11 protein-coding genes are annotated in these 14,013 nt (G+C 54.3%); 9 read left to right on the top strand and 2 right to left on the bottom strand.

The genetic code is table 11. From position 1 onward, the window contains the following. Positions 1-249: 249 nt before the first annotated feature. From HED65_RS09890 to HED65_RS09870, 5 genes are all read left to right on the top strand, one after another. Positions 250-786 carry a fimbrial protein gene (locus HED65_RS09890; protein WP_114978441.1) on the top strand — a complete coding sequence of 179 codons (537 nt, stop codon included), beginning with the start codon at positions 250-252 and terminating at the stop codon, positions 784-786. A 68-nt stretch (positions 787-854) separates the two neighbouring features. Then, the gene (locus HED65_RS09885; protein WP_114978440.1) at positions 855-1,529 is read left to right on the top strand and encodes a fimbrial biogenesis chaperone; all 675 of its coding nucleotides are present in this window, start codon (positions 855-857) and stop codon (positions 1,527-1,529) included. A 27-nt stretch (positions 1,530-1,556) separates the two neighbouring features. Continuing rightward, on the top strand, positions 1,557-4,100 hold the full coding sequence (locus tag HED65_RS09880; protein WP_147279792.1) for a fimbria/pilus outer membrane usher protein: 2,544 nt from the start codon (positions 1,557-1,559) through the stop codon (positions 4,098-4,100). Positions 4,101-4,122: 22 nt separating this feature from the next. Continuing rightward, positions 4,123-5,109, top strand: a complete 987-nt coding sequence (locus tag HED65_RS09875) for a fimbrial protein (RefSeq protein ID WP_114978438.1) — start codon at positions 4,123-4,125, stop codon at positions 5,107-5,109. Next, the gene (locus tag HED65_RS09870) at positions 5,106-5,609 is read left to right on the top strand and encodes a fimbrial protein (protein ID WP_114978437.1); all 504 of its coding nucleotides are present in this window, start codon (positions 5,106-5,108) and stop codon (positions 5,607-5,609) included. The genes HED65_RS09875 and HED65_RS09870 overlap by 4 nt, the downstream gene beginning before the upstream one ends. Here HED65_RS09870 and dinG read toward each other — a convergent pair. Continuing rightward, entirely contained in the window at positions 5,596-7,773 is a 2,178-nt protein-coding gene (gene dinG / locus HED65_RS09865) for an ATP-dependent DNA helicase DinG (RefSeq protein ID WP_114978436.1), read from the bottom strand. The two genes, HED65_RS09870 and dinG, sit on opposite strands and share 14 nt — an antisense overlap. Before the next feature lie 96 nt (positions 7,774-7,869). Continuing rightward, positions 7,870-9,249 carry an ATP-dependent RNA helicase RhlE gene (gene rhlE / locus HED65_RS09860; protein WP_049008675.1) on the bottom strand — a complete coding sequence of 460 codons (1,380 nt, stop codon included), beginning with the start codon at positions 9,247-9,249 and terminating at the stop codon, positions 7,870-7,872. Positions 9,250-9,485: 236 nt separating this feature from the next. On the opposite strand from rhlE, the gene cecR reads away from it, so the two are divergent. The 4 genes from cecR to HED65_RS09840 are packed head-to-tail and all read left to right on the top strand — an operon-like array spanning position 9,486 to position 14,010. After that, positions 9,486-10,163 carry a transcriptional regulator CecR gene (gene cecR / locus HED65_RS09855; protein ID WP_114978435.1) on the top strand — a complete coding sequence of 226 codons (678 nt, stop codon included), beginning with the start codon at positions 9,486-9,488 and terminating at the stop codon, positions 10,161-10,163. Next, complete coding sequence (gene hlyD, locus HED65_RS09850) at positions 10,160-11,155, top strand: secretion protein HlyD (protein ID WP_114978434.1); 996 nt, start codon at positions 10,160-10,162, stop codon at positions 11,153-11,155. Before cecR ends, hlyD begins: the two co-directional genes overlap by 4 nt. Beyond that, positions 11,148-12,887 carry an ATP-binding cassette domain-containing protein gene (locus HED65_RS09845; RefSeq protein ID WP_114978433.1) on the top strand — a complete coding sequence of 580 codons (1,740 nt, stop codon included), beginning with the start codon at positions 11,148-11,150 and terminating at the stop codon, positions 12,885-12,887. Before hlyD ends, HED65_RS09845 begins: the two co-directional genes overlap by 8 nt. Further along, positions 12,877-14,010 (top strand): ABC transporter permease, encoded by a 1,134-nt coding sequence (locus HED65_RS09840; protein WP_114978432.1) that lies wholly within the window; start codon positions 12,877-12,879, stop codon positions 14,008-14,010. Before HED65_RS09845 ends, HED65_RS09840 begins: the two co-directional genes overlap by 11 nt. Positions 14,011-14,013: the final 3 nt, after the last annotated feature.

The raw sequence follows: 14,013 nt of genomic DNA, 5'->3' as shown, positions 1-14,013 counted from the left end.
CTCCTGAAAACATCATCTTGTTAACAATATAGCCCTGAAGAACATCCAGACGTTAGTTTTTTTCGACGGGATCAACCTTCTGTTTTTATGATGAAAAGTGAAACTCAAGCACTATTTCAATTATTTGTAATTCCGCCAGAAGATTCTTAATACGTCATTGTTTGCTTAAATAGCCAGCGGAAAGTCATTAAGGGTCACCGGTGAAAACGTCCAGGCAACGTTCTCACCAGAAACATACCAGGATTTGTTATGAACAAGGTTGCTTTAGGTTTATTCATCGCCGCAACAGTGGGATGTTCTGCATCTGCATTGGCGGCAACAAACGGAGAAGGTCAGATAAACTTCACCGGAGAGATTATTGATTCTGCGTGTCAGGTGGTTAATGGGTTAAGTAATCCATTAAATGTTCAGCTAGGTAAAGTGTCTAAAACGGTATTTACCGGTGCGGGCTCCACCAGCACATTAACAAAGTTCGATATTCAGTTAAAAGATTGTCCGGAAACCGTTACCTCCGCAGCCATTAACTTTGGCGGAACGCCGGATGCAAATAACAACGCTACGCTGGCATTAACGCCAGCTGCGGATGCTGCAACAGGTGTCGCTATTCAATTGGTTGACGCGTCTGAACAACCCGTGAGTCTGTATACGCCTTCTCAGCAATATCCGTTAGCCTCCGGCACGACGGTTAATGACCTGATATTCGGCGCACGGTATATTCAAACCGGGGCCGCAATTACCGCAGGTCCGGCTAACTCTGTATCAACCTTTACCGTTATCTATAACTGATATTATCCACCCTGAGATATTAACGTTTTCATCGACGTTAATATCTCTTCTTTTTTTGAGAAATAGTTATGCGCCACGGTTATTTACTGAGCACGCTTTTACTGGCAGCCGCCACTGCACATGCAGGTGTTATTATTAATGGCACCCGTCTGGTCTACCAGGGAAATAAAAAGGAATCCTCTCTTGGCGTTTCAAACCCAGATGCGACAGATTATCTGGTACAGTCCTGGGTTGATTCTGGCGGTAGAAACCTGGCCAAAGCCCCCTTTCTGATCACACCACCGCTTTTTCGTCTTGATGCGAAAGAGGATAACGTGCTGCGCGTGGTACGCACCGGCGGAAATTTACCGGAAGATCGCGAATCGCTGTACTGGTTAAATATCAAAGCCATTCCCTCCTCAAAACATGTTGAAGGGATGAATACGCTGCAAATTGCTATCAATACGCGAATTAAATTGTTATATCGCCCATCGGCCGTTAAAGGTAAACCCGAAGAGGTGGCTGACAAACTTGAGTGGCATCGTGAAGGCAACGATCTGGTCGTGAATAACCCAACGCCTTTCTATATGAATTTCCAGAAGGTGACGCTGAATGGTCATAAAGTCGGTAAAGCGACCTGGGCCGTCCCTGAAACGGAAACACATTTTGCATTATCAGGCAACATTGGTGGGTCAACTGTCGCGTATTCGATTATTACAGACTACGGCAGTATCAGTCAGACCTGGTCAAAACCCGTCCATTAAAAGCATCTGCAGATAATTACGCTCATCATGTACAGCCATAAAAAGCCGTTCACCTGTCGAATGTCTTCATTGCTGGTCATATTATGTGGCCTGGCAATGGCGATCTTTGCACAGCAGGTTATGGCTGATGATTATTTTAACCCGGCATTACTGGATATTGATAATCCGCAACAGGGAAAGACCGACCTGTCGATCTACGAAAAAGGTCCCGGGCAAGCGCCAGGAAAATATCAGGTCACTATTTTTATTAATAACAACAAAATTGATACACGCGATGTCACGTTCAAATTACAAAAAGATCCGCACGGTAATAACTCCCTTCAGCCTTGCTTTAGTCTGAGCGACTTAAAAAACCTCGGTATCAAAACCAAAAAATATCCTGAGCTGATGGCAAAAGGCCAGTGTGCTGATTTAAACGCCATTCCGGACGCATCTGCGACGTTTCATGTTCACAATCAGCAATTGCTGCTCAGTGTTCCGCAACTGGCACTGGGCCAGGTTCCACGGGGCTATATCGACCCAAAAGAGTTTGATGAAGGGATCACGGCGGGTCTGCTCAATTACAGTGCGACCGCGAGCCAAAGCCACGCACTGCAACAGGGTGAACAGGATACCAGCAGCCAGTACGTCAATCTCCGGCCTGGCATTAACATTGGCGCATGGCGGGTCAGAAACTACTCAACATGGAACCGCAGTACCACGGGTAAAGAACAACAGCAGACATTTTCATCCATTTATACCTACGCCCAGCGCGATATTGTGGCGATGAAAAGCAGTCTGACGGTCGGACAAAGTTCTTCCCCTGCCGACGTTTTTGATAGCGTGCCCTATACCGGCGTGCAGCTTAATTCCGACAGCGACATGCTCCCGGACAGCGAGAAAGGGTATGCCCCGATTATTCGCGGCACAGCGCACAGTAACGCTCTGGTGATGGTGCGCCAGAACGGTTACGTCATTTATCAAAATACCGTTGCGCCCGGTGCGTTTGAGATCAACGACCTCTACCCGACGGGCAGCAGCGGTGATCTTCAGGTGACAGTAAAAGAAACCGACGGCAGCGAAAGCCATTTTGTGGTGCCCTACGCTTCAGTACCGGTGCTCCAGCGTGAACATAACCTGCGCTATAGCGTTACTGCCGGCCGTTATCGCTCATATGACAGCGACGTAGAGAAAACGCCGTTTGCCCAGGGCAGCGCAATTTATGGTTTACCGTATGGTTTCACCGCCTATGGTGGCGTCCAGCAGAGTAACCATTATCAGTCCCAGGCGCTGGGCGCGGGAAAAAACATGGGGGATTTAGGTGCCTTTTCCATCGACGTGACCCGCGCGAAAGCCCTGCTTAAAAAGCAACAGACCAGCAAAGGCCAGTCCTGGCGTGTACGTTACAGCAAAGATTTTGCCGGCTCCGGTACCAACTTCTCTCTCGCGGGCTATCGCTACAACAGCAAAGGGTTTTACACCCTGGAAGACACCATGGAGTCCTGGACCCGCTCGGACGACTGGTCGGCCCCACAACAGCGTCGCGCACGGACAGAAGCGACTATCGACCAGACACTGCCCAAAGGGTGGGGGTCCGTCACCCTGAGCATGGTGAAAGAGACTTACTGGAGCCAGAGTCAGGACATGACCTCCATGAGAGTCAGCTACAACAATAGCTGGCATGGCATGAGCTACAGCCTGAGCTACAGCATGAACAAGAATACAAACGACAGCGATGAGACTGGGGAGTCAGTCACAAACGACAACCAGTTCTCTCTGAGTGTTTCCGTTCCGCTTGACCACTGGATGCACAACACATGGGCTACGTACAATCTGAATAACGCCAAAGAGGGTACCACGCAGAATATTGGCCTGAACGGTACGGCGCTGAAGGAGGAGAATCTCAACTGGAATATTCAGGAAGGGTTGAGCACAACCGGCAGCGGCAATTCCACCAGTGCAAATGCCGACTATAAGGCAACCTATGGCGAAGTGAGCGGCGGTATTAGTCAGGATAAATATCAGCGCACGGTGAACATGGGTCTGCAGGGTGGCGTCGTGGCGCATGCTAACGGCATCACATTAAGTCAGCCGCTAGGGGAAACCATCGCTCTGGTAAAGGCTCCGGGGACCCATGGCACACATATCACCAACCAGACGGGTGTCGAGACCGATTTCCGTGGCTATACCGTTGTGCCATTTGTCACCGCCTATCGCCATAACACCATTTCACTGGACACTGAAACGCTACCAGAGGATGCCGACGTGACCCACGCCGCGCAGATTGTCACTCCGACACGTGGGGCTGTCGTTCGGGCAAGCTTCAACACTCGCGTGGGACATCGGGTACTGATGACGCTGACACAAAACGGTAAACCGCTGCCCTTTGGCGCAACGGTCACCACCGATGATAAGGACAGTGAGTTTATTGTGGGCAACGACGGCCAGACTTACCTCTCCGGTTTACCTCAGCACGGAAAACTCTCTGTCAGTTGGGGACAAGATGCCAGCGAGCATTGCAGTGCTGAATACGTGCTAACGGATGAGAAAGATAAATCCACCATTATTCGTGCTGACGCGCAGTGTCAGTGATCCACCGTTCAGGTTCAATATTATGCAATTGATTAAACACTGCTTTTTTTTACTGATTCTGGGAACGGCAGCATTATTTATGCCGCATGCGAAAGCGACCTGCACCACCCCGGATATGCCAAAAATGATCAACGTCGCGTCGATTTCGGTTTCCTCAACACTGGCCGTAGGCGCGACGATTCCCGGTTCGGAAAATACTGTCCATGTGGCGGGAAACTGCGATCAAAGCATTGATAGTGGGCTGGAAATCGTATCCTGCTATTACGGTACAGGAGCTGAAATTCCGGGCATGACTGGCGTTTATGACTCAGGTGTGCCCGGGATTGGTATCGCATTGATGAACGACAAGGGCCAGCGTATCAGCGGTGCTGGCGGCGTACAGTGTGATTCGCGCAGCACGCCCATTGGGTACGTCTCCACCGACGGACAACTCTCATTCAGTTTTGACGTCACACTGGAGCTGGTGAAAACCAGCAATACGGTCTCATCAGGCACACTCGTTCAGGAACAAACCCGCTTTGGCATTGGCGTGTTTGGCCATGAGGGGATTGGCTATCCCAATACCATTTCCTACGCAGGGAATATCACGGTTCACGAGGTGACCTGCTCGGTCTCCCCAAAAAGCCTGACAATTACCTTAGGGGATTTCCCGGTCAGTGCGTTTACTGGCACGGGTACGATGGCTCCCTATAAGACATTTGACGTGGATGTGAATTGCACCGACACCGTGCAGCCGGAAGTCATGATAACAAGCGCAAATGGCTATGATTTGAACTTCCCGGGCGTCATCAACCTGACTCAGGAAACCGGTGTCGCAACGGGGATAGGGGTTCACATGTTATTTGACGGAGAAGTCCCGGACTTTGGCACATACAAGAACACTGTCGCAGTTGCGCAAGCCAATGAAACGCTGGCGATTCCTTTTCAGGTTCGTTACGAGCAAACCGCAGCCGACGTCACACCAGGCAGCGCCAACAGCATTGCCACCATCACGCTGGGGTATAAATGACAAAATATCTTCCGGTTTTACTGCTTGGTCTGGCATCTCACGCCTGCGCAGACGAAATACAGGTGCTTATGCAGGGGAATATTTTAGCCAATACCTGTTCCGTTGACAGCGCCAGCCAGAATTTAACTGTCGATCTCGGTCAGGCAGCGTCAGGTGATTTTAAAGACATCGGTGACACGGGGGTATGGAAAAACGTAGATCTGACACTCTCAAAATGCCCGGCCACCACAACCCTCGCCACCGCTACGTTTCACGGACAGGCGGATGGCGCACATCCGACAAAATTTGCGAATAACGGCACGGCTGGCGGCCTGGCTCTCGAACTGGCCGATCGTCAGGATCACATACTTATCGCGCCACTGGCCAGCTTTAGTGTGCTGATCAATCAAAGCGATCATACGGCAGACTTTCCCTTAGCTGCGCGTTACTACGCCACCTCAATGCCCGTCACCGCCGGCACGTTCAACAGCGTCGTGCAGGTGACCTTCACTTACCAGTAGGACCGCGCCCCTTAGCACGGAGGCTTTTCTTACGCCCGGCAAGTAATTTGGCCGGGCGTTTTTTTACCTCAGGCACTTCCGGTTGTTCGATGGGGAAAACGGGCAAAGCATTCAACAGCCGCTGACCGTAATTTTTGGTGAGCAAGCGTTTGTCGTAAATCACCACCTCACCCCAACAACCGTGGCTACGGATCAGACGCCCTACCTGCTGGATCAGGTTAAACGATGCCGCGGGTAAGCTCTGCACCTCAAACGGATAGCGGTTAAGGCTTTTCAGCCATTCCCCTTCGGTGATCACCACCGGGCTGTCGATCGGCGGGAAAGCGATTTTATGGATATGCACCTGCGTCAGGTAGTCCCCTTTCAGATCCAGCCCTTCTGCAAATGACTGCAAACCCACCAGCACGCTGCGCTCGCCGTTATCAATGCGTTTACGGTGCGTTTCCACCAGCCGGTAGCGAGGCTGATCTCCCTGCACCAGCAGCAATAAACGCAGATCGGTAACGTGCTCCAGGAAACGCTGCATCGCCCGCCCACTGGCAAATAACACCAGCATCCCGGGGTACTTTTTGCTCTCGACTTGCTCGCGAAAATAGGCTGCCATTTCGGCAATATGCTGCTCTTCATTGTCAATCAACGGCTCAAACTTCATGCGCGGAATGACCAGCTTGCCCTGCTCGCAGTGGTTAAACGGTGACTCCAGCGCGACAAAACGGTCGCCCGCTTTCTCTTTCAGACCGCTCATCTCCTGTAAACGAGAAAAACTGTTGAGTGAGCGCAATGTCGCGGAGGTCACCACCACGTGCGGCACGCTGCGCCAGATCAGCTTCTCCAGTTGATCGGCCACGCGGATGCCCACGCAGTGGAAAAAGAGATGCACTTGTCCGTCCCGCACTTCGCGGGTGGCCCATTTGGTGACGGGTGCACCCGACGCCTGCGCCATTGATGCCAGCCGCCAGAGCTTGCTCTGTGATTCGAACATGCCCAGCGCACGGTTCATTTGAAGGAGAATACGGTGCAGACGGACGACGTCATGGGTACCGGTTTTCTCACTGAGATCGTTCAGGAACATCTCCGCCAGGCCACGCAGCTTTTCCAGATGCTTCGCCAGTTGCTGGCAAATCTCCATCACCTCTTCAGGAAGCTCTCCCATCGCAAAGCGGTGTTCCGCTTCCTGAGTTGCCGGAAGGTAGAGATTGAGGATGTTATTGAGCGAAGCAATCAGGCTGTAAACCTCTTCACTGTGTTCGCTTAACCGCTCGGGTACCGCCAACGGCGGTGTGGTTTTTGGCCGGAACTGCTCCATGCAGGTTGCCACCAGCTTGCAGAACAGATCCAGTTGCAGGCGGAACCACGGGGCGGTAATTTCGGCACTCATTTCCAGCGCATCCCGCGCCACATCGGGCAAATGGTGGCCTTCATCGAGCACCAGCAACAGGTTTTTGGGCTCCGGCAGCACCGCTTCGCTCTCGAGCGCCGCCATCACCAGCGCATGGTTGGCGACCACCACTTCCGCCTCCTGAATTTCACGTCGGGCGACAAAGAACGGGCACTCCCGATAGTAGTGGCAGTTGCGGTTCAGGCAGCTCGCTTTATCGGTACTTAGCCGGCGCCATAAGTCATCGCTAATTGCCTGGCTGGTGTGATCGCGCAGGCCATCCCATTTGTAGCCATCGAGATCGGCTTTTAGCTTTGCACACTGCTCCTGCTCGACCTTGTTGTTCGGCGTCAGTTCGTCATCGAGAAACGCCAGCAAATCTTGCTGATTCGGCTCACTGCTGGCAAGTGCCGCCAGGTTACGCGGGCAGACGTAGCGTCCGCGCCCAAAGGCTGCGGTAAAACGCAGATCAGGGATGATTTTGCGCAGCAGCGGTAAATCTTTGCTGAAGATCTGATCCTGCAACGCCACGTTGGCGGTGCTGACCACCAGCGTTTTGTCCTCTTCCCGCGCAATCGCGATGCCGGGAATGAGATACGAAAGGGTTTTCCCGACGCCAGTGGGGGCTTCAATCGCCAGATGTCGCCCGTCGTCCCCGGCAAGCGTTTTTGCCACGTCAGCAATCATCTGCCGCTGCGGCGCTCGGGGGATAAAGTCGGGTATCTGCTGTTGTAGCGCCTTATACCATGCGCCAATTTGCGCCTTGAGCGCAGCGGTTAAAGCCATTGGAAACCTGAAATACTGTATAAACAGCCACTATTGTGGCACTTTCTCTTTGCTGTCGCAAAAAGAAAAGCCCGGCTTTACGACCGGGCTTCCAGATTACTGCGGGTTAGCAGGTTTACGTGGGCGGCGTCGGCGCTGCCCTTCCCCTGCGGGTTTCCCTTCGCCACTGCGCCACGGGTTTTCACCGGCAGGTTTGGCTTCGTTGCTACGACGCGGCGGTTTACCCGCTGATTTTGGCGCACCACCGTCGGCACGACGCGGTTGCTGACCGCGACCACCGCCACCCTGACCACGACCACCCTGACGACCGTTCTGAATCGGCTCAGCTTTAATCGACGGGTCAACTTCATAGCCCGGCGTTTCGATACGCGGGATCTCTTTCTTCAGCAGGCGTTCAATATCACGCAGCAGCTTATGCTCATCCACGCAAACCAGAGAAAGCGCTTCACCCGTTGCCGCCGCACGACCGGTACGGCCAATACGGTGAACATAATCTTCCGGCACGTTTGGTAGCTCATAGTTCACCACGTGCGGCAGCTCTTCAATGTCGAGGCCACGGGCGGCAATGTCGGTTGCCACCAGCACACGGATATCGCCAGATTTGAAGTCAGCCAGCGCGCGGGTACGTGCCCCCTGGCTCTTGTTACCGTGGATGGCCGCACTGCGGATGCCATCTTTATTCAGCTGTTCCGCCAGGTGGTTCGCACCGTGCTTGGTGCGTGTGAAGACCAGTACCTGCTGCCAGTTGCCCTGACCGATCATCTGGGAGAGCAATTCCCGCTTACGCTTTTTATCTACGAAGTGAACGTGCTGCGTCACCTGCTCAGACGCGGTGTTGCGACGCGCCACTTCGACTTCCAGCGGGTTATGCAGCAGCTTTTCTGCCAGCGCCTTGATCTCATCGGAGAAGGTTGCGGAGAAGAGCAGATTCTGACGACGCGGTGGCAGTTTAGCCAGCACGCGGCGAATGTCGTGAATAAAGCCCATGTCGAGCATGCGGTCGGCTTCGTCCAGTACCAGAATTTCGACGTTATCCAGTTTCACCGCGTTCTGGTGTTCCAGATCCAGCAGACGACCCGGCGTTGCAACCAGCACGTCCACACCGCCACGCAGCTTCATCATCTGCGGGTTAATGCTTACACCACCGAAAACCACCAGCGAGCGAATGTTGAGATAGCGGCTGTAGTCACGCACGTTCTCGCCAATCTGGGCTGCGAGCTCACGGGTTGGGGTGAGGATCAGCGCACGAACCGGACGACGGCCTTTAGCATGCGGCTGGTTCTTAACCAGCAGCTCTAACAGCGGCAGGGTAAAACCGGCGGTTTTACCGGTCCCGGTCTGGGCGCTGGCCATCAGATCACGGCCCTGCAAGACGGCGGGGATAGCCTGCTGCTGGATTGGGGTTGGCTCGACGTAGCCCTGCTCTGCAATCGCACGCAGAATTTCCGGGTTCAGGCCAAGGGAATCAAAAGACATAAAAACTCCGAACCGCCCCGACCATCACAGGTGTAGTTTTCAGGGAGATATAACAATGGTAAGGACAAAAACCACAATGTCGTGAAGCAGCGGAGTGTAGCAGCTTTTGTGACGTGGCGCATAAAATATCCCTCAGCCATTCATCAACGAAATATTTCCCGCCGGGGAGACAACTGGACAAAATGGTGAACCGGGCATAATGTTAATCAATCGATTGATTAATTTTTAATGCTGCTATGAATACAACCCCAACAACAACCAAAGGTGAACAGGCCAAAAGCCAGCTTATCGCCGCCGCCCTGGCACAGTTTGGCGAGTATGGATTGCATGCCACGACGCGCGATATTGCGGCACTGGCCGGGCAGAACATTGCAGCCATACCCTACTATTTTGGCTCAAAAGAGGATTTATACCTCGCCTGTGCTCAGTGGATCGCCGATTTCATCGGCACGCAATTTCACCCGCACGTTGAGGAAGCCACCGCGCTGCTCAGCCAGCCGTCGCCGGATCGCGATGCCATCCGCCAGCTGATCCTCAACGCCTGCCACAATATGATCCGCCTGCTGACGCACGACGATACGCTCAACCTGAGTAAATTTATCTCCCGCGAGCAGCTCTCCCCTACTGCTGCGTACCAGCGAGTGCACGATCAGGTGATTGCCCCGATGCATACTCACCTGACCCGGCTGATCGCCGCCTATACCGGGCGGGATGCCAACGATACCGAGACAATTTTGCATACCCATGCCCTGCTGGGTGAAATCCTCGCCTTCCGTCTGGGGCGGGAGACTATCCTGTTACGCACCGGCTGGTCACAATTTGATGAGGATAAAGCCGCGCAGATTATCCAGGTCATCACCTGTCATCTCGATCTGATCCTGCAAGGTTTAACGCAAAGGAGCCTGAAGTCATGAAAAAACCTGTCGCCATCATTCTGGTGGTTGTTGTTTTGCTTGCTGCGGGAGTCGGTGGCTGGCTGTGGTATCAAAGCCACCAGGAGAGAAGCCTGACGCTTTACGGTAACGTCGATATTCGTACGGTGAATATGAGCTTCCGCGTGGGAGGACGTCTGGCATCGCTTAACGTTGATGAAGGCGACACAATTATGCGCGGTCAGACGCTGGGTATGCTGGATAAAGCCCCTTACGAGAACGCGCTGATGCAGGCAAAGGCAGGCGTATCTGTAGCCCAGGCACAATATGACCTGATGCTGGCGGGTTATCGCGACGAAGAGATTGCGCAGGCCGCCGCAGCGGTCAAACAGGCGCAGGCAGCTTACGACTACGCACAAAACTTCTATGCCCGTCAGCAGGGGCTGTGGAAAAGCCGCACCATTTCTGCCAATGACCTCGAAAATGCCCGTTCTTCCCGCGATCAGGCGCAGGCCACGCTCAAATCCGCCCAGGACAAACTGAGTCAGTACCACACCGGTAATCGCCCGCAGGACATTGCCCAGGCGAAAGCCAGTCTTGAACAGGCTCAGGCGCAACTTGCCCAGGCCGAACTGGATCTTCACGATACCACTCTGGTTGCACCGTCTGACGGTACACTGATGACCCGCGCCGTGGAGCCAGGCAGCATGCTAAGCGCGGGCAGCACCGTTTTAACACTCTCCCTGACCCGTCCGGTATGGGTGCGTGCGTACATCGACGAGCCGAATCTCGGCCAGATGCAGCCGGGACGCGAGCTGTTGCTCTATACCGATGGTCGACCGGACAAGCCGTATCACGGCAAAGTAGGCTTCGTTTCCCCAACCGCCGAATTCACACCAAAAACCGTTGAAACGCCGGATCTGCGTACCGACCTGGTCTATCGCCTGCGTATCATCGTGACCGATGCGGACGACGCGCTGCGTCAGGGCATGCCTGTCACCGTAAAAGTAAACAACGGGGAACGACATGAATGACGCGGTTATTGAGCTTAGCAATCTGGTTAAACGCTTCCCGGGAATGGACAAACCGGCCGTCGCGCCGCTGAACTGCACCATTCAGAAGGGCTATGTCACCGGACTGGTCGGCCCGGACGGTGCCGGCAAAACCACGCTAATGCGGATGCTGGCGGGGTTGCTTAAGCCGGATGACGGAGCCGCCAGCGTGCTCGGGCTCGACCCGATCAAGGATGACAGCGCGCTCCACGCCATGCTCGGCTATATGCCGCAGAAGTTTGGTCTGTATGAAGATCTGACGGTAATGGAAAACCTGAATCTGTATGCCGACCTGCGCAGCGTAACCGGCGACATTCGCCAGAAGACCTTCGCTCGTTTGCTGGAGTTTACCTCACTCGGACCATTCACTGACCGGCTGGCAGGTAAGCTCTCCGGCGGCATGAAACAGAAACTGGGGCTGGCCTGTACGCTGGTCGGTGAACCGAAAGTTCTGCTTCTGGATGAGCCTGGTGTCGGCGTTGACCCCATTTCTCGCCGTGAATTGTGGCAGATGGTGCACGAACTGGCAGGCGACGGGATGCTGATCCTCTGGAGCACCTCCTACCTTGACGAAGCGGAGCAGTGCCGGGATGTGCTGCTGATGAACGAAGGTGAACTGCTTTATCAGGGTGAGCCGACGACACTGACACAAAGTATGTCCGGGCGCAGTTTTCTGTTGCACAGCCCGCAGGAATCCAACCGCAAGCTGTTACAGCGAGTGCTGAAATTGCCGCAGGTCAGCGACGGGATGATTCAGGGCCGTTCGGTACGCGTGATCCTCAAGAAAGAAGCAACTGTTGATGATATTCGCCGTGCGCCAGGTATGCCTGAGATCGAGATGGAAGAGACCGCACCGCGCTTCGAAGATGCGTTTATCGACCTGTTGGGCGGTGCGGGCACGTTAGAATCTCCCCTCGGGGCGATCCTGCATACGGTTGAAGGTACGCCGGGCGAAACGGTGATTGAAGCCAAATCCCTCACTAAAAAATTTGGTGATTTCGCCGCCACCGATAACGTGAATTTCGCGGTGAAACGCGGTGAGATTTTTGGCCTGCTCGGGCCGAATGGCGCCGGAAAATCCACCACCTTTAAGATGATGTGCGGTTTGCTGGTCCCCACCGCCGGTAAAGCGCTGGTACTGGATATGGACCTGAAGGTCAGTTCCGGCAAAGCGCGTCAGCATCTGGGTTATATGGCGCAGAAGTTCTCCCTCTATGGCAACCTGACGGTCGAACAGAATCTGCGCTTTTTCTCCGGTGTGTACGGCCTGCGCGGGCGGGCGCAGAACGAGAAAATCCGCCGTATGAGCGACGCATTCGGGTTAACCAGCATTGCCTCTCACGCAACGGATGAACTGCCGCTCGGCTTCAAACAGCGGCTGGCGCTGGCCTGTTCCCTGATGCATGAGCCCGATATTCTGTTTCTCGATGAACCAACCTCCGGCGTTGATCCCCTCACCCGCCGCGAATTCTGGCTGCACATCAACAGCATGGTTGAAAAAGGGGTTACCGTGATGGTGACGACCCACTTTATGGATGAGGCTGAGTACTGCGACCGTATCGGGCTGGTGTACCGCGGCAAGCTGATTGCCCACGGTACGCCAGATGACCTGAAAGCACAGGCCGCCGACGATGATGTCCCGGACCCGACGATGGAGCAGGCGTTTATCACCCTCATCCATGACTGGGATAAGGAGAATACCCATGCACAATAACGTCATTTCCTGGCGCAGGGTGCGCGCGCTGTGCATCAAAGAGACGCGCCAGATCGTGCGTGACCCCAGCAGTTGGCTGATTGCCGTGGTGATCCCCCTGCTATTGCTGTTTATCTTTGGCTACGGCATTAACCTCGACTCCAGCAAGCTCAGAGTCGGTATTTTGCTGGAACAGCAGAGCGAAGAGGCGCTGGATTTCACCCACGCGATGACCGGCTCACCCTACATTGACGCCACCATCAGCGACAACCGCCAGGCGTTGATCCAGAAGATGCAGGCTGGGAAAATTCGCGGGCTGGTGGTGATCCCGGTCGATTTCGCCGCCAATATGGCGCGTGCGAATACTGATGCGCCGATCCAGGTGATCACCGACGGCAGCGAGCCGAATACCGCGAACTTTGTGCAGGGTTACGTGGAGGGTATCTGGCAGCTCTGGCAGATGCAGCGCGCTGAGGACCGGGGTGAAACGTTCGACCCTCTGATTGACGTGCAGACCCGCTACTGGTTTAACCCCGCCGCCATCAGTCAGCACTTTATTATTCCTGGCGCGGTGACCATTATCATGACGGTCATTGGCGCGATCCTGACCTCGCTGGTGATCGCCCGTGAGTGGGAGCGCGGCACCATGGAGGCGCTGCTTTCTACCGAAGTGACGCGTGTCGAGTTGCTGCTGTGTAAGCTTATCCCCTACTACTTCCTCGGCATGCTGGCGATGCTGCTCTGTATGCTTGTGTCGGTATTTATTCTCGGTGTGCCGTACCGCGGCTCGCTGGTCGTGCTGTTCTTTATCACCAGCCTGTTTCTGCTCAGCACGCTCGGCATGGGGCTGCTTATCTCCACCGTCACCCGCAACCAGTTTAACGCCGCCCAGGTAGCGCTCAACGCCGCTTTTTTACCGTCGATTATGCTGTCCGGGTTTATTTTCCAGATAGACAGCATGCCCGCCGTGATCCGCGCCGTGACCTACATTATTCCGGCTCGCTACTTCGTGAGCACGCTGCAAAGCCTGTTCCTCGCGGGAAATATTCCGGTGGTGCTGATTATCAACACGCTGTTCCTGATGGCGTCGGCAACGATGTTTATTGGCCTGACGTGGATAAAAACCAAACGGCGACTGGATTAAGGA

This window comes from Pantoea sp. LS15 (assembly GCF_012241585.1).
Taxonomy (GTDB): Bacteria; Pseudomonadota; Gammaproteobacteria; order Enterobacterales; family Enterobacteriaceae; genus Enterobacter.
This window is presented reverse-complemented; position numbering and strand designations above follow the sequence as displayed.

Excerpts from the sequence above, each read along its gene's own strand:
- HED65_RS09890 (WP_114978441.1), top strand. The coding sequence starts at position 250 with ATGAACAAGGTTGCTTTAGGTTTATTCATCGCCGCAACAGTGGGATGT.
- HED65_RS09885 (WP_114978440.1), top strand. The coding sequence starts at position 855 with ATGCGCCACGGTTATTTACTGAGCACGCTTTTACTGGCAGCCGCCACT.
- HED65_RS09880 (WP_147279792.1), top strand. The coding sequence starts at position 1,557 with ATGTACAGCCATAAAAAGCCGTTCACCTGTCGAATGTCTTCATTGCTG.
- HED65_RS09875 (WP_114978438.1), top strand. The coding sequence starts at position 4,123 with ATGCAATTGATTAAACACTGCTTTTTTTTACTGATTCTGGGAACGGCA.
- HED65_RS09870 (WP_114978437.1), top strand. The coding sequence starts at position 5,106 with ATGACAAAATATCTTCCGGTTTTACTGCTTGGTCTGGCATCTCACGCC.
- dinG (WP_114978436.1), bottom strand. The coding sequence starts at position 7,773 with ATGGCTTTAACCGCTGCGCTCAAGGCGCAAATTGGCGCATGGTATAAG.
- rhlE (WP_049008675.1), bottom strand. The coding sequence starts at position 9,249 with ATGTCTTTTGATTCCCTTGGCCTGAACCCGGAAATTCTGCGTGCGATT.
- cecR (WP_114978435.1), top strand. The coding sequence starts at position 9,486 with ATGAATACAACCCCAACAACAACCAAAGGTGAACAGGCCAAAAGCCAG.
- hlyD (WP_114978434.1), top strand. The coding sequence starts at position 10,160 with ATGAAAAAACCTGTCGCCATCATTCTGGTGGTTGTTGTTTTGCTTGCT.
- HED65_RS09845 (WP_114978433.1), top strand. The coding sequence starts at position 11,148 with ATGAATGACGCGGTTATTGAGCTTAGCAATCTGGTTAAACGCTTCCCG.
- HED65_RS09840 (WP_114978432.1), top strand. The coding sequence starts at position 12,877 with ATGCACAATAACGTCATTTCCTGGCGCAGGGTGCGCGCGCTGTGCATC.